Origin of the sequence: Pseudoxanthomonas japonensis, from assembly GCF_010093445.1 — a bacterium.
Classification (GTDB): Bacteria; Pseudomonadota; Gammaproteobacteria; order Xanthomonadales; family Xanthomonadaceae; genus Pseudoxanthomonas_A; species Pseudoxanthomonas_A japonensis.
In genome coordinates this window covers 43,907-64,967 of record NZ_PDWW01000020.1, presented here as the reverse complement: position 1 = coordinate 64,967, position 21,061 = coordinate 43,907, and the positions used below count along the sequence as shown (strand labels likewise).

General features: G+C 66.5%; 23 protein-coding genes. 3 read left to right on the top strand and 20 right to left on the bottom strand.

Features of this window, described 5'->3' with window-relative positions:
* Nucleotides 1-85 precede the first annotated feature (85 nt).
* The 12 genes from CSC78_RS13595 to CSC78_RS13540 form a co-directional block, all read right to left on the bottom strand.
* Nucleotides 86-2,500, bottom strand: coding sequence for a TonB-dependent receptor domain-containing protein (locus CSC78_RS13595; protein ID WP_162338402.1), 2,415 nt, complete (start codon nt 2,498-2,500; stop codon nt 86-88).
* Between the two features lie 101 nt (nt 2,501-2,601).
* Nucleotides 2,602-3,066 (bottom strand): hypothetical protein, encoded by a 465-nt coding sequence (locus CSC78_RS13590; RefSeq protein WP_162338401.1) that lies wholly within the window; start codon nt 3,064-3,066, stop codon nt 2,602-2,604.
* A gap of 101 nt (nt 3,067-3,167) precedes the next feature.
* On the bottom strand, nt 3,168-3,854 hold the full coding sequence (locus tag CSC78_RS13585; RefSeq protein WP_162338400.1) for a Fe2+-dependent dioxygenase: 687 nt from the start codon (nt 3,852-3,854) through the stop codon (nt 3,168-3,170).
* 75 nt (nt 3,855-3,929) lie between these two features.
* The gene (locus CSC78_RS13580; protein WP_162338399.1) at nt 3,930-6,191 is read right to left on the bottom strand and encodes a TonB-dependent receptor; all 2,262 of its coding nucleotides are present in this window, start codon (nt 6,189-6,191) and stop codon (nt 3,930-3,932) included.
* Nucleotides 6,192-6,343: 152 nt separating this feature from the next.
* Nucleotides 6,344-6,715 carry a hypothetical protein gene (locus tag CSC78_RS13575; RefSeq protein ID WP_162338398.1) on the bottom strand — a complete coding sequence of 124 codons (372 nt, stop codon included), beginning with the start codon at nt 6,713-6,715 and terminating at the stop codon, nt 6,344-6,346.
* A gap of 118 nt (nt 6,716-6,833) precedes the next feature.
* On the bottom strand, nt 6,834-7,166 hold the full coding sequence (locus tag CSC78_RS13570) for a non-heme iron oxygenase ferredoxin subunit (RefSeq protein WP_162338397.1): 333 nt from the start codon (nt 7,164-7,166) through the stop codon (nt 6,834-6,836).
* Entirely contained in the window at nt 7,163-7,705 is a 543-nt protein-coding gene (locus tag CSC78_RS13565) for a GNAT family N-acetyltransferase (protein ID WP_162338396.1), read from the bottom strand. Before CSC78_RS13565 ends, CSC78_RS13570 begins: the two co-directional genes overlap by 4 nt.
* Nucleotides 7,706-7,750: 45 nt before the next feature.
* Nucleotides 7,751-9,004, bottom strand: coding sequence for a cysteine desulfurase (locus CSC78_RS13560; RefSeq protein WP_162338395.1), 1,254 nt, complete (start codon nt 9,002-9,004; stop codon nt 7,751-7,753).
* Nucleotides 9,001-10,263 carry a Fe-S cluster assembly protein SufD gene (sufD, locus tag CSC78_RS13555; RefSeq protein WP_162338394.1) on the bottom strand — a complete coding sequence of 421 codons (1,263 nt, stop codon included), beginning with the start codon at nt 10,261-10,263 and terminating at the stop codon, nt 9,001-9,003. The genes CSC78_RS13560 and sufD overlap by 4 nt, the downstream gene beginning before the upstream one ends.
* Entirely contained in the window at nt 10,263-11,027 is a 765-nt protein-coding gene (gene sufC / locus CSC78_RS13550) for a Fe-S cluster assembly ATPase SufC (RefSeq protein ID WP_162338393.1), read from the bottom strand. The genes sufD and sufC overlap by 1 nt, the downstream gene beginning before the upstream one ends.
* Nucleotides 11,028-11,161: 134 nt before the next feature.
* Entirely contained in the window at nt 11,162-12,601 is a 1,440-nt protein-coding gene (gene sufB, locus CSC78_RS13545) for a Fe-S cluster assembly protein SufB (protein ID WP_162338392.1), read from the bottom strand.
* 15 nt (nt 12,602-12,616) lie between these two features.
* Nucleotides 12,617-13,078: an SUF system Fe-S cluster assembly regulator gene (locus CSC78_RS13540; protein WP_162338391.1), complete on the bottom strand. Its 462-nt coding sequence runs from the start codon at nt 13,076-13,078 to the stop codon at nt 12,617-12,619.
* Nucleotides 13,079-13,284: 206 nt separating this feature from the next.
* Here CSC78_RS13540 and CSC78_RS13535 point away from each other — a divergent pair, with 206 nt between their 5' ends.
* A complete protein-coding gene (locus CSC78_RS13535; RefSeq protein ID WP_162338390.1) occupies nt 13,285-13,488 on the top strand; it encodes a DUF4175 domain-containing protein in 204 nt (67 codons plus the stop codon).
* 15 nt (nt 13,489-13,503) lie between these two features.
* Here CSC78_RS13535 and CSC78_RS13530 read toward each other — a convergent pair whose 3' ends face one another.
* Nucleotides 13,504-14,067, bottom strand: a complete 564-nt coding sequence (locus tag CSC78_RS13530; protein WP_238391281.1) for a cytochrome C — start codon at nt 14,065-14,067, stop codon at nt 13,504-13,506.
* Between the two features lie 119 nt (nt 14,068-14,186).
* Between CSC78_RS13530 and CSC78_RS13525 the strand changes: the two genes are divergently transcribed.
* Both CSC78_RS13525 and CSC78_RS13520 read left to right on the top strand, forming a co-directional pair.
* Complete coding sequence (locus CSC78_RS13525; protein ID WP_162338388.1) at nt 14,187-14,660, top strand: SET domain-containing protein; 474 nt, start codon at nt 14,187-14,189, stop codon at nt 14,658-14,660.
* Nucleotides 14,661-14,785: 125 nt separating this feature from the next.
* Complete coding sequence (locus CSC78_RS13520) at nt 14,786-16,996, top strand: DUF5916 domain-containing protein (protein WP_162338387.1); 2,211 nt, start codon at nt 14,786-14,788, stop codon at nt 16,994-16,996.
* A 10-nt stretch (nt 16,997-17,006) separates the two neighbouring features.
* Here the strand turns inward: CSC78_RS13520 and CSC78_RS13515 are convergent, their stop codons facing one another.
* The 7 genes from CSC78_RS13515 to CSC78_RS13485 form a co-directional block, all read right to left on the bottom strand.
* A complete protein-coding gene (locus tag CSC78_RS13515) occupies nt 17,007-17,570 on the bottom strand; it encodes a DUF1439 domain-containing protein (RefSeq protein ID WP_162338386.1) in 564 nt (187 codons plus the stop codon).
* 9 nt (nt 17,571-17,579) lie between these two features.
* The gene (locus tag CSC78_RS13510; RefSeq protein WP_162338385.1) at nt 17,580-18,149 is read right to left on the bottom strand and encodes a DUF1439 domain-containing protein; all 570 of its coding nucleotides are present in this window, start codon (nt 18,147-18,149) and stop codon (nt 17,580-17,582) included.
* 53 nt (nt 18,150-18,202) lie between these two features.
* Complete coding sequence (locus CSC78_RS13505; RefSeq protein ID WP_162338384.1) at nt 18,203-18,496, bottom strand: helix-hairpin-helix domain-containing protein; 294 nt, start codon at nt 18,494-18,496, stop codon at nt 18,203-18,205.
* Between the two features lie 31 nt (nt 18,497-18,527).
* Entirely contained in the window at nt 18,528-18,839 is a 312-nt protein-coding gene (locus CSC78_RS13500; protein WP_162338383.1) for a DUF3861 domain-containing protein, read from the bottom strand.
* A 105-nt stretch (nt 18,840-18,944) separates the two neighbouring features.
* Entirely contained in the window at nt 18,945-19,514 is a 570-nt protein-coding gene (locus CSC78_RS13495; protein ID WP_162338382.1) for a M23 family metallopeptidase, read from the bottom strand.
* Nucleotides 19,515-19,521: 7 nt separating this feature from the next.
* Nucleotides 19,522-20,151, bottom strand: coding sequence for a tellurite resistance TerB family protein (locus tag CSC78_RS13490; RefSeq protein WP_162338381.1), 630 nt, complete (start codon nt 20,149-20,151; stop codon nt 19,522-19,524).
* Between the two features lie 268 nt (nt 20,152-20,419).
* Nucleotides 20,420-20,818: an HU family DNA-binding protein gene (locus CSC78_RS13485; protein WP_062351169.1), complete on the bottom strand. Its 399-nt coding sequence runs from the start codon at nt 20,816-20,818 to the stop codon at nt 20,420-20,422.
* Between the last annotated feature and the right edge of the window lie 243 nt (nt 20,819-21,061).

Here is a 21,061-nt window from a genome sequence, read left to right as displayed (position 1 = left end):
GGTTCGCCATTACATCACGAATGAGAATGGCTCTCAATTGAGGGGCATTCCCACCCCGTCGCGGGGGTGGGAACGCCCGGGAGGCTCAGAAGTTGACGTTGAGGCTCAGCCAGAGGCTGCGGGCCTTGTCCTTGTTGTTGTAGTCGTCCTGGGGGACGGGCGTCCACGTGCCATCGCCGTCGTCGGTGAACGTGGTCCGGTAACTCGTGAAATCACGATCAAGCAGATTGTTGATGCGCGCGTTGATCGTCAGCCAGCCGGTCGCCTTGTACGACGCGCCCAGGTGGCACACCTCGTAGTCCTTCCAGTACAGCGGCTCGCCTGTCACGGCGTCCGCACCGCGATAGCGCTTCGAACGGAGCTCACCGGAAAGGAAGACGTTGAACCGGTCGGTGGCCGCCCAATCGAGCGTCGCATTGGCCATGTGCTTGGCGCTGTTGCCCAACGGCAGACCCCGCGACGGGCCGCTTTTCTGTTCGCTGTCGGTGTACGTGTAGTTGGCGCGGAAGCGGAAGCGATCGCTGATCTGCCAGCGGCCGGCCACTTCCGCCCCCTGCACGATGGCCTCATCGATGTTGACCGGTACGTTGCCGGTGACATAGCCGATATCGGCGTACTCGCCGGTCGGGCACGCCAGCGCCAGACCCACGCCGCAGGCTTCGGTGGACAGCTTGTCGTCGAACTCGTTGCGGAAGACGGTGGCATTCACGCCGTGGCCGCCCGGATGCTGCCAGTAGACCGCCAACTCGGTGCTGGTGCTGGTTTCCGGCTGCAGGTCCGGATTGCCGAACAGCGGTGTCGTGCCCTGGCCGCCGAAACCGGTGATGCCGTCGTAAAGCTGGGTGGTCTTCGGTGTCTTGAAGCCGGTGCTGATGCCGCCCTTCACCGTCCACTGTTCGCTCACGGTATAGACGCCATAGAGACGCGGACTGATCTGGTCGCCGAAGATTTCATGGTCGTCGTAGCGCAGGCCAGCAGTGATCGCCAGCGGCTTGATCACGTACCAGGTGTCCTCGGAGAACACGGAATACATGTTGTGCTCCTGCACCGCGCTGGGCGTGCCCGCTTCCATGCCGAAGACGCCATCTTCCAGCTCGCCGCGGATGACCTGGGCGCCGATGACGGAGGTGTGGTCGCCTCGCCACTGCCAGGGTGCGTCGAGCTTGGCATCGAGCGTGTACTGGCGACTCTCAAGAGTGCGCTTGGGGCGAGGCAGGAAGGTGGACTCGGCCAACGCGCGGCGATCGGCCAGGCTCATGCCGGCGTACTGTCCGGTGCCGTCGAACATCGCCAGCAACTGCTCGCGCTCTGTCACCGTGAAGGGCAACGTGCGCCCATCATTGTTGGTGGCGATGTGCGCCAGCGAGACCATGCTGTTGCCGAAGCTCCACCTGCCTTCGTGGGTGAGCGCCCAGCTGTCGCGGGTGAATTCCTGGGTAGGGCCATAGCCCACGCGCGGATTCGCGCGCCGTCCCCAGGTGCCGCCATTCGCCTGGCAGGCAGCGGCATTGGCGCCGGCGGCTCCCAGGCAGGCATTGCCTGCCGCCCAGATGCTGGCAATGCTGTCCACGGTGCCGACCGGATACTCTTCCACGCCGGCATCGTTGATCTTGGTGCTGTTGTCGTATTCCTGCCTGGACGTGTCGTAGTCCAGCGTCAGACTCTGGTTCTCGGTGGGCATCCACTCCAGGCTGAAGCCGCCAGCCTTGTTGGTGTTGTCTACGGTCTTGCCGCCACCACCGAAGCCGAGAACGCGGGTGTGGGTCACGCCCGACGGATCCGTAGCCGGCGCATACACGGGATTGGAGGCATCGCGTTCATACCAGCTGCCACGTGCGCTGAAGTCCAGTGTGCCTGCGACGAGGGGGCCGGTGACGTAGAAATCCGCGGTGGAGTCATCGCCGAACTGGTCGTCCGTCTCGATGGTGCGGCCGACGCTGATCGAGCCGCTCCAGTTGTCGAGGTTGCGCTTGGTGATGATGTTGATCACGCCACCCATGGCATCCGCACCGTAAAGCGTGGATGCCGGCCCACGGATCACTTCGATCCGCTCGATCGCGTCCAGTGGCGGGATGTGGTTGAACTGGTTGCCGCCGAAGTTGTTCGGGTAGATATCTCCGTGGTTGTTCTGGCGCCTGCCGTTCACCAGGATCAACGTGTAGTCCGAGCCCATGCCGCGCATGGAGATGGTGCCCTGGCCGGTCTTGTCGCGGGTTTCACCCACGTCGACACCTTCGATGTCGCGCACGGCATCCAGCAGCGTCATGTAGGGCCGCTGGCTGAGGTCCTCGCGGGTGATCACGCTGATGCTGGCGGGTGCATCGGTGATCTTCTGTTCGAAGCCGGCGGCGGTCACGACGACGGTATCGAAATCGGTCGCGTCAGCGGAACCGTTCGGAGCGACCTGTCCGAAGGCGGGTGCCGAGGTGATGGCGAACAAGGCAATGGCGAGGCGGTGGTGGCGCAGGCGGGCGCGCCCGGTGAGGCGGGAGTCAGTCATGGCGTTCACATGAAGTAGGAAGCGGAAGGCAGGGCGCTGGCGTCAGCGCTCGCACGAAGGGGTGATGGAGGTGAATTGCCGGCATGGCGCCGGCACGCGCGTCAGGCGACGAGGCGGGGAGGTGCCTGGCCTGGATGCAGGCGCAGGACGGGATCTCTGCGGCGCGAGCGGGGCTCGGGCGCGGTATGCCGGGCAACGTGGTGCGGCGTGGGAGCGGCATCGCACGAGCACAGGTGGAAGGCCAGGCGCTGCACCGGATCTGTGGCCGGCATGGTCTGGACCAGCAGCGTCTTCAGGCGGGGCTTCTTGGCCGGTGACGCCTGATGCTTGGATTCGAGCGGGGGGTCATCCTCACTCAGGTCATGCTGGGCGACGGCGGGCTCGACAAAGGTGTTCGCTGCCTGGTGGTCGCTGCCACCGCGGCGGGACAGCGTGGCTACCGACATCACCATGCCCAGCACCAGGATCAGGAGTCCCCAGCCCGCGACAGACCGCCACGCCAGGCGCGCGCGCGGCGGCGGCAGTGCGCGCTTGGAACGTCTGGAACTTGGCGGTGGGTAGATCAAGCGAGTCCCCGGAACCTGCCTTGGAGGCAGGCTGAACGGGGCTATAGTAAGTGAGAATACTTCTCAAATGCAAAAAGGGATGAATCCTATTTGCTGGAAGGTTAGATGTCGGTCCACTGCCTGAGCAGGTTGTGGTACACGCCGGTCAGCTGCACCAGGGCAGGGTGTTCGGGCACATCCGCGGTCAGGCGCCGTATCGAAACGTCCAGTTCGAACATCAGTCGCCGCTGGCCGTCGTCGCGCACCATGCTCTGCAGCCAGAAGAACGAGGCAACGCGTGCGCCGCGTGTCACCGGCGTGACCTTGTGCAGGCTGGTACCCGGGTAAAGGACCATGTGGCCGGCAGGCAATTTCACGGTCTGGGTGCCGAAGGTGTCCTCGATGACCAGTTCACCGCCGTCGTACTCGTCGGGGGCGCTGAGGAAGAGCGTTGCCGACAGGTCGGTGCGCACCGGATCCACACCGCCCCGGCTGCGGTCGTAGCGGATGGCGTTGTCGACGTGGTAGCCGAACGACTGCCCGCCACGGTACCGATTGAACAGCGGCGGATAGATGCGCCTGGGCAGCGCGGCCGAGAAGAAGGTGCTGTTGCGCGACAGCGCGTCCAGGATCAGTGCGCCGACATCGCGCGCTGCTGGAGCGTCCTCCGGCAACTGGGCGTTGTCCTTGGCCTTGGCTGACTGGTAGCCGGCCGTGATGCGGCCATCGGCCCAATCAGCTGCGTCCAGCAGTGCGCGAGCCTGTGCGACCTGCGAGGACGTGAGGACATCGGGAATCGCCAGCAGCATAGTGGTTGACCTCGCAACGGAAGCGCCCCGCCCATTGTGCACGGACGGGGCGCAGGAACTACGGCATCACGCGCCTCAGAACTTGAAGGTGGCCGTCAGCACGGCCGAGCGTGCCGCGCCAGGCGTCGCCCAGCCATTGTTGCGTACCCGCGTGAAGTATTGCTTGTCGAACAGATTGTCGATATTCAACTGCAATCCGAAGCGCGCGTTGAACTGGTAGCCTGCCATCGCCCGGTGCATGGTGTAGCTCTTCACGCGAGGTGCGTTGGCCGTACTCGCGGTGTAGAAGTCGCCCTGGTAGGTGACGCCGTAGCCGAATGTCCAGCCTTGCAGCGCATACGTCGTCCACGCGCTGGCAGAGTGCTCCGGCGTGTTGGGCAGCGGATTGCCGGCCTGGGCATCGATGCCCGTGTCCTCCAGTACGCGATCCGACACGCTCTGCAGGACCTCGCTGTCCAGGTAGGTGTAGTTGGCGAAGATCGACCACGCGCGCGTGATGTTGCCCGCCACGCCCAGCGCGATGCCGTCCACGCGCGCCTTGCCGTCCAGCTGCTGCATGCCCGACGGATTGTCCGGGTTGTTGGGATCGGCCACCTTGTAGTTCTGGCGTTCGTTGCGGAACAGCGCCGCCGTCACGGCCAGCCGCTCGTCCAACAGATTCCACTTGGTACCCAGCTCGATGTTGACCGCGGTTTCAGGATCCACTTCGCAGGTCTGCGCGGTGCAGGCGCCGTTGACCGATGCCTTGGAGGGCGTCTTCGAGTTGGCGTAGGACAGGTAGACGCTGCCGTTGTCGGCGGGCTTGAACAGAAGACCTGCACGGTAGGAGAACAGGTCCTCCTCGTTTCGGAAAGTGGGGCCGACAGTGATGGCACCGCCAGCCGCCGGTGTCGCATAGGTGAGCGTGCGCGTGTCGCCCTCGTTGTGTTCATAGCGCGCGCCCAGGGCCAGTTCCCATTTCGGGTTGAACTTCAGTGTGTCGAAGGCATAGATGGCCTGGTTGTCCAGCGTGCCGTCCGTGTGACCGGTGCGGATGTAGTTCAAGGGACCGGCATAGACATTGTCCGGGTTATGGATGTCCATCACCGGGTACGCGGGAGCCGTGCCATCCGCGTTGCGCTGGGTGTTGCCGTTGTCCAGTTCGTAGGTTTCATGCATGAACGAGAAGCCCGCAACCAGCGCATGCTCCACGCTGCCGGTGGTGAAGCGTGCCGTCAGGTCGGTCTGGCTGAGCGCCAATCCGTTGGTGGTGTCGCGCGTGGTGCCACGGGGGCCGGATGGCTGGTATGTCCCCGGCAGCATGGTGCCGGTACAGGCCGCGCCCGTGGACGGATTGATGCCGCTGTCCAGGCACCAGGCACCCTGCGTCGGGTTCACCAGCGTGTGCTGGTCGACCTTCTGGTAACGGGCGAGGCTGCGCAGAGAGGTCCGGTCGTTGAAGTCGTGCTCGAAGACGCCGGTCAGCATGTCGACATCGATCTCCTGCCTGTCCATGTTGCGGTAGCCGAAGTAGGCATTTCGGCTGATGCCGGGCAGCAGGCCGCCGTAGGCTGCGAAGTAGGGCAGACCGTATTCCGGGATGTTCTCGTCGTGCTGGTGCAGGTAGCTCAGCGTGAAGCGGGTGTCGGAACCCAGGCCGATCGCGAACGAAGGCGCGATGCCCCAGCGCTTGTATTCCTCCACATCACGGTCCGCGACGTCGTTGCGATGGACCATGGCGTTGACGCGCAGTGCCTGGCCGGTGCCGAAGTCGTGATTGCTGTCCACGGTGGCGCGCCCGAAGCTGTCGGTGCCAGCACCCAGCGTGAACGTACTGAAATTGCCTTCGCGTGCCGTCTTGCTCACGAGGTTGATGTTGCCACCCACGGACCCGGCGCCGGACATCGCGGAGTTGGCGCCGTTGACGAGCTCGATGGACTCCAGATTGAAGTTGTCAGTGCGGGTGTACTGCGCGCTGTCCCGCACGCCGTCGACCGTGATGTCAGTGGTCGCGTTGAAACCGCGCAGATTGATGCTGTCGCCATAACCGCCACCGCCTTCGCCTGCGCCGAAGGTGATGCCGGGCAGGGTGCTGAGCACGTCGCGAAGGCCGAGCAGGTTCTGCTGCGCCATCACTTCGCTGGTGACCACGGTGATGGTCTGCGGCGTGTCGACCAGTTCCTCGGTGTACTTGGGCGAACTGGCCTTGCGCACGCGTTCGCCGTGGACTTCGACCGTGTCGAGCTGTTTGGCCTGGCTCGATGCATCGGCGGGTGCTTCTCCGGCGGGGGCGGCCAGGACCGGCGTGGCGATCGCCAGCAACAGGGCGGCGGTAAGCGGGGAATGACGAAGGTTCATGAGCATCCTCAAGGTGGTGGGGCACCCGTTGGCGAAGGCTGGCGGGAAGGGAAAGGAGATGCGCGCAGCCGGGATCGGACTGCGGCCGGGACAAGGTCGGGAAAGGGGCGGGCAGGCGACGTGGGAGTGCACGTCGGTGACGTGCGCCCTGCTCAGGTGGCGCGCGGAGGGCCGCGCCCAAGGGAGGCGCTGCGTCGCATGGCCGGCGAGGCATCACGCAGCCTGATCGGACGCCAGAGCACCAGGTCGGGCCGCGCGGCGCGCGGGCAACCGAAGGGGAGGTCGGGCTCCGCTTCCGTCTTCGTGGCGCCGGACTCCGGTGTTTGCAGACCGGATGGCGCCTTCACGCAGGCGGCATCCTGGTGATCGGCATCGCCACTGACAAGGAGTGCCGCCAGCGGAACGGACGACGTCGCCAGGCGATCGGCGACCGGCGCCGCCTTGTCGCGAGCCACGGCCAGCAGTACGCAGCCCAGCAGCAGGCAGGCGACGATACGGGCAGCGGCGGCGAAGAGAGGGGTCAAGCGGATCCGGGCGCGGGCTGCGACAGCCGGTCGCAGGCGGGGCGCCAGAATAATGAGAATTATTCGCGATTACAACATCGGCTTTACAACGCTGGCGCGGGGAGCCGGGGCAGGGCACTCAGTCCCGGTCGTCGCGTGTCCAGATGCCGCCATGCTCCAGCTTGGTGGGGAACTTGGCTACCGGCGAATACGCCGGTGCGCACAAGGCCCGCCCGTCCCGGACGTCAAAGCGGGCGCCATGGAGAACGCATTCGATGCTGGCCTCCACAGGATCAAAAGTGCCGGAGGACAGCTCGAAGTCCTCGTGGCTGCACTTGTCCTCGAGCGCGTACACCTCGCCGTCATGGTTGACCACCATGATCGGGGTACCGGTGACCTCGTCGAACACGGTCTTCATTTCCCCGGGCAACAGCTCGCCCGTCGCGCAGACGAAGGTCCAGTTCCCGCTCATGCGCGTGCTCCCGTCAGCGGCTTCTCCAGCACCTCGAAGCGCAGGTCGTCGCGTTTGGGGATGCCGTAGCGCTCATCGCCGTAGGGGAACGGCTTCTTGATGCCGGTGCGCATGTAACCACGGCGCTCGTAGAACGCGATCAGTTCGTCGCGGATGTCGATCACGGTCATGCGCATGGCCGGGAGCCCCCAGTCCTCGCGCGCGACGCGCTCGGCCTCCGCCAGCACCGCCTTGCCGACGCCGCCGCCCTGCAGGTCGGGACGGACCGAAAACATGCCGAAATAGCCTGCGCCGTCTTCTTCCGCTACGTGCGCACAGGCCAGCAGGTCGCCGTCCCCGCGTTCGGCCAGCACGATGCGGCTGCGCGGTCGTTCTATGTCCTTGCGGAGCACCTCGGCATCGATGCGCTGCCCATCCAGCATGTCGGCTTCGGTGGTCCAGCCCTGCTTGCTGACGTCGCCACGGTAGGCGGAGGTCACCAGGGAAACGAGGGCGGGGATGTCAGCCGCCGTGGCGGCGCGGAAGGTCGGGGTATCCATCCGCGCATTGTAGGGTGCGGACCGCCGTCACGGCGGTCCACACCGTCAGGCCAGCAGGCTCCGGGCCTTCTTGAGCGCAGCGACGAAATGCTCGACTTCCTCGTGCGTGTTGTAGAACGCGAACGAGGCACGCAGGGTAGCGGCCACGCCGTAGAACTGCAGCAAGGGGTGCGCGCAATGCTGGCCGGAACGGACGGCGACGCCCTCCAGGTCCAGCAGGGTCGCGAGATCGTGCGCGTGCGCGCCTTCGATCAGGAAGGAGATCACCGCCGCCTTGTCGGGCGCCCGGCCGAAGATGCGCAGGCCTTCGATGCGGTCCAGCTCTTCGGTGGCGTGCGCGAGCAGTTCCGCTTCACACGCCTCGACGTTCGCCATGCCCAGCGCGTCCAGGTATTCCGCGGCAGCACCCAGACCGATGAAGCCCGCGATATTGGGTGTGCCGGCTTCGAACTTGTGCGGCGCGTCGTTGAACACGGTGCCGTCGAAGCTGACTTCCTTGATCATCTCGCCGCCGCCGATGAAGGGCGGCATGGCCTGCAGGTGTTCCTTGCGCGCCCACAGCGCGCCGGTACCGGTGGGGCCGCACATCTTGTGGCCGGTCAGTGCGTAGAAGTCGCAGCCGATCGCGGCGACATCCACGGCGCGATGCGGCACGGCCTGCGAGCCATCCACAACGGTGACGATCCCACGCTTGCGCGCCTCGCGGCAGATCTCCCGCACGGGATTCACGGTACCCAGTACGTTCGAGGTATGGGTGAGGGCGAGCAGTTTCACGTCGCCCGTCATCGCTGCAAGCAGTGCATCCAGGTCGAGCGTGCCGTCCTCACGGATCTCGGCGACCTTGATCGTGGCGCCGGTGCGTTGGGCTACCAGCTGCCACGGCACGATGTTGGCATGGTGCTCCATGCGCGAGACGAGGATCGTGTCGCCGGCCTGCAGGCGCGGCAGCGCCCACGAATACGCGACCAAGTTGATCGCGAACGTCGTGCCGCTGCACAGCACCAGTTCGTCCGGCCGCACGTTGAGGAAGCGCGCCAGGGTCTTGCGCGCACCTTCATAGGCTTCGGTGGCCTCCGTGCCCAGCGTATGCACGGCGCGGCTGACGTTGGCGTTGTGCTGCCGGTAGAAGTCGTCGACCGTCTGGATGACGGAGCCCGGCTTCTGTCCCGTGTTGGCGCTGTCCAGGTAGATCAGCGGTTTGCCGTTGACCTGCCGCGTTAGCAACGGGAAGTCCGCGCGGACGCGATTCCAGTCGATGGTGGCATCCATCGTCGGCGGTGCGCTGACTTCGTGATTCATGCGACGCCCACGTTGGCGAGGGCGGCGTCGACGCGCGCGACCAGCAGGTCGCGCAGGCGGGGATCCTCGATGGCGGACAGCGGCTCGCGGCAGAACGCGGCCGTCAGCAGTTGCTGTGCTTCAGCCTGCGGCAGGCCACGCGAGCGCAGGTAGAACAACGCGTTGGCCTCCAGTTGGCCGACCGTGGCGCCATGCGCGGCTTTCACTTCGTCGGCATGGATCTCGAGCACCGGCTGGGTGTCGATCTCCGCGTTGGCTGACAGCAACAGGTTCTTGTTCGACAGCGCGGCATCGGTACCGTCCGCGCCTTCGCGGATCAGGATGCCGCCGTGGAATACGGCACGTCCGCGGCCCGCGCCCAGGCCGCGCCACGTTAGCTCGCAGGCGGTGTCGCGACCGATGTGGTCGATGCCGAGTCGCGTGTCGACATGGCGACGGCCGTGGGCGAGCAGTACGCCATTGGCCACGAGCCGTGCGGCGTCGCCTTCCAATCGGACGTTCAGTTCGTGCCGCGACAGCGCGCCGCCGAGTTCCAGGTCCACGCGACGGTACTCGCTGTCGCGCGCCAGCACCGCATCGGTGCGCAGCAGCGTGGTCGCGCGCTCGCTGTCGGACTCGATGCGGGCGTGCGTCAGGCGTGCATCCTTGGCCAGGTGCACGTGGCTCAGCGCATTGATGAAATGGGCGTGGCTGTCGATGGCCAGGTGGTGCTCGACCACCGTCAATGCCGCACCGGCACGCAGTTCGATCAGGTTGCGCAGGTGCCAGGCGCGGTCCGTGCCATCGCCGGCCCCGATGAAGACCAGGTGCAACGGCTGGTCGCTGCGTACGCCCGGCTCGGCGCGCAGCAGCACGCCTTCGGTCGCAAGCGCCGCATTGAGGCGCGCGAACACTTCGTCCGTACGCTCGAAGCGGCGCTGCAGGAAGCGTGCCGCATCGCCGCCCTCAGCCAAGGCCTCGGACAGCAGTTGCAGGCTGACGCCGTCCGGCAGGTCGGTCGTCAGCGACAGCGCGACCGAGTAGAGGCCGTTGACGAACACCGCGCGCGGCGCAGGGATATCGGCCAGCAGCATCGGGTCCAGCGACGGCAACGCGTCGACGGCGGCGAAGCTGCGACGCTCCAGCTGCCGCAGCGAGGTGTACTTCCAGGCCTCGGTGCGCGGGCCTGGCAGGCCGTCGCGCAGTGCCTCGTCCAGCACCGCGCGGCGGGCGGCATCGCCGGTGAAGCCGGCCGACAGGGAATCCAGCAGCGCACTCATCAGGCGGCCTGCTCCGGCGTCACGCGGTCCTTGATCCACGCGTAGCCGTGCTGTTCCAGTTCCAGCGCCAGTTCCGGGCCGCCGCTCTCGACGATGCGGCCGCCGGCCAGCACGTGCACCACGTCGGGCTTGATGTAGTCGAGCAGCCGCTGGTAGTGCGTGATGACCAGGAAGGCGCGGTCGGGCGAACGCAGCGCGTTGACGCCATCGGCGACGTTCTTCAATGCGTCGATGTCCAGGCCGCTGTCGGTCTCGTCGAGGATGGCCAGCTTCGGCTCCAGCACGGCCAGCTGGAAGATCTCGTTGCGCTTCTTCTCGCCGCCGCTGAAACCTTCGTTGACGCCGCGGTGGAGCAGTTCGTCCTTCAGGTGCAGCACGGCCAGCTTCTCGCGCACCAGCTTGAGGAACTGCATCGAATCCAGTTCGGTCTCGCCGCGCGCCTTGCGCTGCGCATTGAGCGCGGCACGCAGGAAGTAGGTGTTGTTGACGCCGGGGATCTCGACCGGATACTGGAACGCGAGGAACACGCCGGCGGCGGCACGTTCTTCCGGGTCCAGGTCCAGCAGCGGCTTGCCGTCGAATTCGACGCTGCCGGCGGTGACCTCATAGCCTTCGCGGCCGGCCAGGATGTTGCCCAGCGTGGACTTGCCGGCGCCGTTGGGCCCCATGATGGCGTGCACTTCGCCGGGCCTCACTTCCAGCGAGAGGCCCTTGAGGATGTCCTTGCCGGCGACGCTGGCGTGGAGGTTGTCGATCTTGAGCATGTTCGTTTCCGATTCGTTGATCTGCTCCCTCCTCCGCTTGCGGGGGAGGGCTGGGGTGGGGGCATCGCGGTACGTCCGCCCCCATCCGCCCTTCGGGCACCTTCCCCCGCAGGCGGAGGAAGGGTTTGGTTTCGTCACCCGACGCTGCCTTCCAGCGACACTTCCAGCAGCTTCTTCGCTTCCACCGCGAACTCCATCGGCAGCTCGCGGAACACCTGCTTGCAGAAGCCGTCGACGATCATGCTGACGGCATCTTCCTGGCCGATGCCGCGCGCGCGGCAATAGAACATCTGGTCGTCGCTGATCTTCGACGTGGTGGCCTCGTGCTCCAACGTCGCCGTCGGGTTCTTCACCTCGATGTAGGGGAAGGTGTGGGCGCCGCACTTCTTGCCGATCAGCAGGCTGTCGCACTGGGTGTGGTTGCGTGCGCCATCGGCGTTGCGGTCCACCTTCACCAGGCCGCGATAGGTGTTCTGGCCACGGCCGGCGCTGATGCCTTTGCTGACGATCTTCGACTTGGTGCGCTTGCCGATGTGGATCATCTTGGTGCCGGTATCGGCCTGCTGGCGGTGGTGGGTCAGCGCGACCGAGTGGAACTCGCCCACCGAGTCGTCGCCGAGCAGCACGCAGGACGGATACTTCCAGGTGATCGCCGAGCCGGTTTCCACCTGGGTCCATACCACCTTGCTGCGGGCGCCACGGCATTCGGCACGCTTGGTGACGAAGTTGTAGATGCCGCCACGGCCTTCCTCGTCGCCGGGATACCAGTTCTGCACCGTGCTGTACTTGATGTCGGCATCTTCCAGCGCCACCAGTTCGACCACGGCGGCATGCAGCTGGTTCTCGTCGCGCATCGGCGCGGTGCAGCCTTCCAGGTAGGACACCGACGCCTTGTCCTCGCAGATGATCAAGGTGCGCTCGAACTGGCCGGTGTGGCCGGCGTTGATACGGAAGTAGGTGCTCAGTTCCATCGGGCAGCGCACGCCCTTGGGGATGAACACGAAACTGCCGTCGGAGAACACTGCCGAATTCAGCGCCGCGAAATAGTTGTCGCCGACCGGCACCACGCTGCCCAGATACTGCTTGACCAGTTCCGGATGTTCCTTGATGGCCTCGCTCATCGAGCAGAACACGATGCCCTTCTCGGCCAGTTCATTGCGGAAGGTGGTACCCACCGACACGGAGTCGAACACCGCATCCACCGCCACGCCGGCCAGCTTGGCGCGCTCGTGCAGCGGCACGCCCAGCTTGTCGTAGGTGTCCAGCAGTTCCTGCGGCACCTCGTCCAGCGAGGCGTACTTGGCCTTCGGCGCGGAGTAGTAGCTGATGGCCTGGAAGTCGATCGGTGCGATCTTCAGCTTGGCCCAGTGCGGCACCGGCATGGTCAGCCAGTGGCGGTAGGCCGCCAGGCGCCATTCGGTCATCCATTCGGGCTCGTCCTTCTTGGCGGACAGGGCGCGCACCACGTCCTCGTCGAGGCCGGGCGGCAGCGAGTCGGATTCGATGTCGGTGATGAAGCCGGCGTCGTAGCGACGTCCCAGCTGTTCCAGGATTTCAGCGTTCTCGGTGGCCATCGGGCTGCCTACGGTTCAGCGGGTGGCGACCTGCACGGCGATGGGTCGCCTGCGCACGTCGTCGGAAGAGGAGGGGGGAGGAGCGATCATCTGGGCGAGGGTGAAACCGCGCAGCGCGTCGGCCACCACGTCGTTGATCAGCCGCCAGTTGGCGCGTGCGCCGCATTTCTGCGCGATGCCGCACTGGCTTTCGCTCTGGCTGCACTCGGTCATCGCCAGTGGACCTTCCATGGCCTCGACGATCTCCACCAGGCTGATCGCGGCGGCGTCGCGGCTCAGGCGGTAACCGCCGTGCACGCCACGCAGGCCTTCCACCAGCCCGGCCTGGGCCAGCGGCTTGAGCACCTTGCTGACGGTGGGCGTCTCCAGGCCGGAATGCTCGGCCAGGTCGGACGCACTGAGCACCTCGCCCGGACGGGCGGCGAGCACGGTCAGGACCACGGTGGCGTAGTCGGTGAGCTTGGTGACACGGAGCATCGGGGAGGGTGATCCAGAAAACGTACCGAAATTGTACGCTTTCGTGCCGCCAGGCTCAAATCCGGGGATTTCCCCGTTCAGGCGCATGGGTGCGGTTGACGATTGTCACCCGCGATGGCTGACGGCTGCGACTGATGTCGGGCGAACGCGATCCGGAAGATGGGTCACGTCCACTCCCGGACGGTCAGCGACCCGAGGCAACCGCCATGAACACGTCCCATGCCCACACCGCATCCGCTTCCCCGGGCCATGGCCTGGACCATCGTTTCCTGTGGCGCGCCCTGCTGGTTGCGGGCGGCATCTACCTCGCGGTCAAGCTGTTCCGCGGCGTTGGCGCACTGTTCTGGACCGTGTTCGGCCTGGCATTCGGCCTGGCCTGGATCTTCAACGGCCGCGGTTTTCCGTGGTGAGCCGCGCCCGGCCGCTCATTTCGCGGCCGGTGCCTCCGCGGCGGCCGGCAACACCATGCCCAGGTACGGTGCTGGCGGCGTCTTCCCAGGCGGCAGTGCCTCGGGGGCCGGCTGGCCTGCCGCGCCCAGCGCGTGGACGAAGCGGTAGATCGCGCGGCGATCGTCTTCGCTCATCGCGCGCACGGCGAAGTCCGGCATCATCGGACGCGTGCGCAGGGTGGCGCTGTATTCCATCCATTGCGCTTCGGTCAGCTGCTGCATCCGCAGGCGCAGATTGCTTGGGTAAGTGGTGCCCCACGGCCCGTTGAAGCCCATCGGCGAACCGACCAGCCAGGTGTCCTTGGCCACCGTCCCGCCGGACTCCGCATAGCCCGGCGTATGGCAGTCGTTGCAGCCCGTGATGCGGACCAGGTATTCCCCGCGTGCCAGCAGGTCGGCGTCAGACGGCGTTGCCGCGGGTTGCGCTGCCTGCGTGTGCGGGGACGGGGCATGGCAGGCGGCCAGCGACAGCGCCAGCGCGGGAACGAGCAGGGAACGGATAGGAGGCATGGCGAGGGCTCTGCGACGGGAATCAGCCATCGAACGCGCCGTCCCACGTGGACCGGCCATGTCGGGACCGCCCGCGATTCAGGTCGCCGATTTGGGAATCCCGCGGGCATGGGCGAGAATCCCGCCTTCACCTCCCCTCTGGACGCCGCATGCCCCGCAAGATCGAAGCCCGCCAATCCGACATCCACGGCAACGGCGTGTTCGCCATCGCCCCGATCGAGAAGGGCGAGCGCGTGGTGGAGTACAAGGGCAAGCGTCGCACCCACGACGAAGTGGACGCCGACGACACCGGCGACGCCGATTCCGGTCACACCTTCCTGTTCACGCTCAACGACGACTACGTCATCGACGCGAACCACAAGGGCAACAAGGCGCGCTGGATCAACCACAGCTGCGATCCGAACTGCGAAGCCGTCATCGAAGAGCACGACGGCAAGAACCGCAAGAAGGACAAGGTGTTCATCGAGGCGATCCGTGCGATCAAGCCGGGCGAGGAACTGACGTACAACTACGGCATCGTGCTGGCCGAGCCGCACACTGCCAGGCTGAAGAAGATCTGGGCCTGCCGCTGCGGCAGCAAGAAGTGCACGGGCACGATGCTGCAACCGAAGAAGGGCCGCTGATCCCGGCGAGTCCCCTTCGCAGGCACGGATGCCGCCGCAAGCCAGAAGGTTGAAATGACCGAAGGCAGGTGTGGTCCGTCCCGCACGTCGCTACCTTGCGCGCACCGGACCACCACCCGCCTGCCATGACCCTCTTCCGTTTCGCCTGTGCGCTCGCCCTGGCCGCCCCCTGCGGTCTCGTCCACGCCGTCGAGATCGACGGTCGCATCGATCCCGCCGAATGGCAGGACGCGCGCCACGTCACCGACTTCCGCAAGACCCAGCCCCTGACCGGCGAGCCCGGCTCGCTGCCGACCGAAGCCTGGATCCTCGCCACGCCGGACGGGCTGGCGATCGCCTTCCGCGCCACGCACCCGGCCAGCGTGCCGCGCACCCGGCAGAAGGTGCAGCGCGACTTCGATGCGCAGGTCGACCGCGTCAATGCGTTCATCGACTTCGATGGCGATGGCCGCACCGGCTATGCCTTCACCGTCAGTTCGACGGGTGGCATCGCCGACGAGATCATCACCAACGAGAACCAGTTCAGCAACGACTGGGACGGCCAGTGGCGCCATGCCGTCAGCGAGGACGAACAGGGCTGGTCGGTCGAACTGCTGATCCCGTGGCACACCGCGCCGATGCGCGATGGCACCGACGGGCAGCGCACGCTTAAGGTGTTCCTGGCGCGCGTCATCGGGTCCACCGGCGAGCGCATGGCGTGGCCGCAGGCCAGTTTCGAGCGCCCCCGCTTCCTGTCGGACTTCGCTCCGGTCACGGTTCCGCGGTACGACCAGTCGCTGCTTGCGATCACGCCCTACGTATCGGGCTTGTACGACAACGTCGGCGGACGCAGTGATTTCAACGCCGGCGGCGATCTGTTCTGGAAGCCGAACGGCCGCTTCCAGCTGACCGCGACACTGAAGCCGGATTTCGGCCAGGTGGAAGCCGACGACCTGGTCGTGAACTTCAGCGCCACCGAGACCTTCATCAGCGACAAGCGCCCGTTCTTCACCGAGAACCAGGGCATCTTCGAACTGACCACGCCGTCCGACGACAGCCAGCAGCTGTACACGCGCCGCGTCGGCAGCACCGGCGACATCACCGCGGCGGTGAAGTTGAACGGCAGCCTGGGCAAGGTGAACTACGGCCTGTTTTCCGCCGACGAGGATGGCGCCACCGGGCGCAGCTACCACGCACTGCGCGTGGTGCGCGACTTCGAAACGCAGAACGTCGGTGCGATGCTCACCCGCGTGGACGACCCCTGGCGCGACCGCGACGCCACCGTGCTGGGCGTGGACCACAACTGGCGGCCGACCGCGCGCTGGAACGTACGCACGCGGCTGCTGGGCAGTCGCATCGAACAGGCCGGCAACGAGGTCGACGACGTCGGCGCGACCGTGTGGGCCGACTACGAGATGGACCACGGCTGGCGCCAGCAGTGGATCGCCATGCACTTCGGCAACGACCTGCAGCTCAACGATTTCGGCTATCTGTCGCGCAACAGCACCAACTACCTGCACTGGGAAATACGCAAGCGCTTCACCGACCTGCCGGAAGACTCGCGGTATTCCTCCAAGGACTGGCGCTGGCGTGTCAGCAGCAGCCACAACAACCACGGCGACAAGCTCAACGACCAGTTCCGCGTCAGCCGGCAGGGCCAGTTGCGCAACGGCAGCTACGAGTACGGCCAGATCAACGTCAACAGCGCCGGCCTGAGCGACATGCTGCTGCGCGGCAACGGCGTGGTGCGGATGCCGGCCAACTTCAACACGTATTTCGAGTACGAGCGACCGCGCAAGGGCGACTGGGCGCATGAGACGGAAATGGAGGTCGTCAGCGGCGGCCTGGCGGGCAACCGCAAGCTGGGCGGCGGCGTGGGCTACACCGGCACCTACTTCATCAACGACGCCTTCAGCCTCTACGGCGGCTTCTATGCGCTCTACACGCCCGACTGGCTGGTCTGGCAGCGCGAGGACCTGGTAGGCGGTTTCAAGCGTCGCCAGATGAGCCTGGATGCCGGCGTGGACTGGGTGATGTCGGACCGCCACGAACTGCGGGTGAAGATGCAGGCGATCGCACTGGATGCGCGCGTGCAGGATGCATGGCGCTTCGATCCGGCGGGCCATGCGTTGGCTGCGTCCGATACGGTGGAGGACTTCAGCGTGCGCAACCTGGGTTTCCAGGTGCGCTACCGCTACGAGCTCGCGCCGTTGTCCTACCTGTACGTGGTGTATGCCCGTGGCGGCTACGAGCAGCGCACCGGCACCGACGGCGTGGACAACCTGCTGCAGGACAGCTTTCGCCTGCGCGACGACGAACAGCTGGTCGTCAAGCTGAGTTACCGCTTCGAGATCTGATGCCCCGCTGTCAGCGCGCGGAGGCGGGCGGCAGGGTGATGATCACCTCGCCATCCGCGATGCTGACGGCATCGGTGCCCAGCGTGCCTGGTACCTGCGCCAGGTCGTCGTCGCTCAGCCGGTACAGCGGACGCGTGTTGGCGTATTCACGGATCAGGTTCTGCAAGGCCTCGCGCGAACCACCCGGCAGGCCGCGGCCCGCGGCGCCGGTGCCCACGTGTTCCAGCACCGGGTCCACCAGGTGCAGGCCGCGCGTGCCGGGGTCGTAGCGCAGGCCGCTGCTGACGACCACGTTGCCGTTCTCCAGGCGGTCGCCGCCGGCCAGTGCGATGTCGTAGTTCATCTGCAGGTTCAGCCGTTCGCCCGGTTTCGGGATGCGCACCTGCGGGTCGCTCAGCGTGAGCGAGGCGAAGCCTTCCAGCAGGGCGTGTTCCATCGGGAAGCCGCTGCGCGCTGCGGACTGCAACTGGTCGGCGTTGAAGCGGAGCACGTTGCCGCCGGTATCAGCAGCCGACGCCAGCGCCGGCAGCGAGAACAGGGTAAGCAGCGTGAGTCGGGAGAGCAGGGATTTCATCGGATTACCTCATTGCAGGTGGATGACCACGCGGCCGTCCTCGATCTGGGTGCCGGCGATGCGCTTGCTGGCCGGCAGGCGCTGCAGGATGTCGCTGTCGATGCGGTAGACCGGCTCGCTGCCGGCGTACTCGGCCAGCACGGTGTTGACCAGCTGGCGCGTGCCGCCCGACATCAGCGAGCCGCTGCCCGGCACGTCGACCGACAGGATTTCCGGATTGTCCAAGTGCAGGCCACGCGTGGCGGGGTCGTAGCGCAGGCGGCTGGCGAGCGCGAAATGACCGCGACTCACGTCGCGCGCACCCAGCGCGCTGACGCCGATGTCGAAATCCAGGCGCAGGCGGTCGTCGTTCGACGGCATGCTCAGGCGTGGATTGGTCAGCGTGGCCGACACCAGGCCGCCGAGCTTGTCGAACTCGCGCGGGAAACTCTGGTTGAGATAGCGCTGCAGCTGCGGCTGGGTGAAGTTGATCTGGTTGCCGAACAGGCCGGTGACCGTATTGAGCGTTTCGCAGCCGGCGAGGGCGAGCGTGGCGGTGCCGGCGAGGGCGGCGACCAGGAAGCGGCGGCGGGTGCGCATGGAGGGCTCCGTGACGGGTCGCCGCACCTTAGCCGGCCGCGCCTGTCCGAAGCCTAACCGGCGGGGTGTCGCAGGAAATGCAGCTTCCGCTCGGGCGTGTAGTGCCACCAGGGCACCGGACCGCTGCCTTCCATGAAACGCACGGCGGCGATGAAACAGTCGCAGAGGCAGGGGTCGTGTCGCTGGCCGGTGCTGTCGTTGACGCGGCGGTAGAGCGCGTAGGGATCCTGGCCGACCAGATCGCGCGGTCGCACGATGCCGATCCCGCGCAGGTCGCCCGCGATCGACGGCCCGATGTTGGGGATCTGTTCCAGCGAGTGCGCGTCGGTGGCATGCCGGGCCTTCATGCGGTCAGGCTACGCGGACGCGTGCCGGATGTCAGCCGGCGTCGCGGGCGCGGTCCTTCAGCGCCGCGATGAAGGTGCCCATGTGCGGGCGCAACGGCGCGAACAGGTCGTCGGTGTCCTTGCGGTGGTCCACCATCAGGCCGCTGAGCAGCTTGGTGCCGACCACCAGCGCGGCGCGCTCGTCGCCGCTGAGGCCACGCTGGCGCTGGATGTTCTCGAGGATGCGCATCCAGTCGTCGTGGCAGGTGTGTTCGAACTCGATGGTGCAGCGGCCGTTGCACTGCAGGCCGTCGTCCTCGATCGGGGTGACGGTGATGCGGTAGCGGTGCGTGTCGTTGGGCATGGCGATGGGGCAGGCGAGGTGGGGACAGGGCCAAGATAGGCCCGTGCGCCCGGGGGAACGAGCGCCTTCGCCGCGATGGACTGTTCCGTCGGGCGCCGCCGCGGTTCAGTCGGCGGTCGTGGCCGCCTTGCCGGCGTGGAACAGCGGCAGTGGGTCGTAGGCGCCATCCGCGCCATAGATGCCGTAATGCAGGTGTGGCGGCGTGCCCTGCGCGTTGCCGGTGGTACCGACGAAGCCCAGCACGTCACCGGCATGCACGATCTGTCCACTGGACAGTTCCGCCGCCCAGTCGTCCAGGTGCGCGTAGTAGTGGCGCTCACGGCCGGGCCCGATCACCCAGACCTGCTTGCCGCCAAGCCCCCCGTCGCGTACGGAGGCCACCACGCCTCGCGTCGCACTCAGCACCGGCGTTCCGCGTTTGGCGAAGATGTCCACGCCCTGGTGCGTGCGGTCGCTGCCGCGCGGCGCACCGAACGTGTCCGCGATCTGCCGCACACGCACGCCCTGCACGGGCACTGGCAATTCCTGCGGCGGCGGTGCGCGCGAGATGTCCCACAGCATGCGGGCGGATGCCATGAAGGGCTGTCCCCATGCCCAAGCGAGCAGCCCGGCGAAGACCGCCAGCCACAGCAGCGACCACGCGAGTCGTCGCAGGCGGCGGGCGGCCGGTCGCATCAGGAGATCAGTCCTGCGGCTGCGCGAGCTGGCGTTCCAGCTGGGCCTTCAGCGCGGGGTCGAGCTTCAGTTGCTTGGCCAGTTCGTCCAGGTAGGCGCGTTCCATGAAGTTCTGCTCGTCGGCCACCAGCAGGCTGGCCAGGTACATCTCGGAGGCGATTTCCGGCGTGCTGCCGGCGCGCGCGACTTCGGCCGGATCCAGCGGCTTCTCCAGTTCGGCATGCATCCACTGCTGCAGGTCGGCATCGGTGCCGACGCGGGAAAATTCGCCTTCGATCACCTCACGCTCGCGCGCGTCGATATGGCCGTCGGCCTTCGCTGCGGCGACCAGCGCCTTGAGGATGGCCTGGCTGTGCAGCTCCACCTGCGGCGGCGGCAGGCGGTCGACCGTCTGCGGCGCAGCGCCGGCGGCGAATCCGCCCTGCTGTTGCTTGTACTCGCCGTAGGCGCGGTAGGCCATCACGCCGATCGCGGCCAGGCCGCCGTAGGTGGCCAGCTTGCGCGTGGTCTTGTTCTTGCCCAGCAGCAGGCCGAGTGCGCCGCCGGAAATCGCACCCTTGCCGAAGTCGGCGTTGAGCACGCTGCCGCTGCCGCTGGAGGATTTCAGCAGATGGTCGAGGAAGCCCTGGATCTTCATGCGGTCGATGCCTTGCGTGGAGGGATGTCCTGACGATCTTAGGGCGTGGAGGCGTCAGGACAAGGGTGACGGACGGCAGGGGCGGCAGCGCAGCGTCGAGCTTGCTGGACTGTTCTGCTCTTTCGGCATGCTTCCGCGAACGGGGCCGGAAAGCAGCGGAGCAAGCTCCGCTCTACAAGGACAGGCAACGGCCATGGTCCGCACGACACGCGCAAAAAAGAAGGGACGGCCAGGCCGTCCCTTCTTGCAACCGCGAGGTGCGCAGCGATCAGGCTGCGGCGTCCTTCAGCTTCTTCAGCGGACGGACCTTGACCTTCACCGTGGCGGGCTTGGCGGCGAACCACTGCTCTTCCTTGGTGAACGGGTTGATGCCCTTGCGCTTCGGCTTGGCCGGCACGTTGACGGCCGTGATCTTCAGCAGGCCCGGCAGCGTGAAGGCGCCAGCGCCCTTCTTGTTGACGGAGGCGTGCACGGCGCTTTCCAGCGAAGCCAGCACGGCGCGGACGTCCTTGGCGGCAACGGCGGTGGCTTCGGCGATGTGGGCGACGAGGCCCGACTTGCTCAGCGCTTCCTTGATCGGCTTCGGCGCGGCCGGCTTGGCGGCGGCCTTCGGTGCAGCTTTCTTGGCGGCCTTCTTCGGCGCGGCCTTCTTGGTGCTCTTTGCCATGTGTCCTGTCTCTACTGTCGAGTGGTTGGGTAATCGGGCCGATCGCATCGGCAAGCGAAATGTAGGGCAAAGAACTGGCGGCGCCAAGGGCAGATCGACCCTGAAACGCCTTTTTTTTCGCTTTTTTTCCGTTTTTCCATCGCCGCGCGTCGGAAATCGCCGGTCGGCATGACGAAATCACCTCACTCACATGCACCGCAAGCGGCATCCGTCGCATGCCGCCGCGACCGGATGCCGCACCCC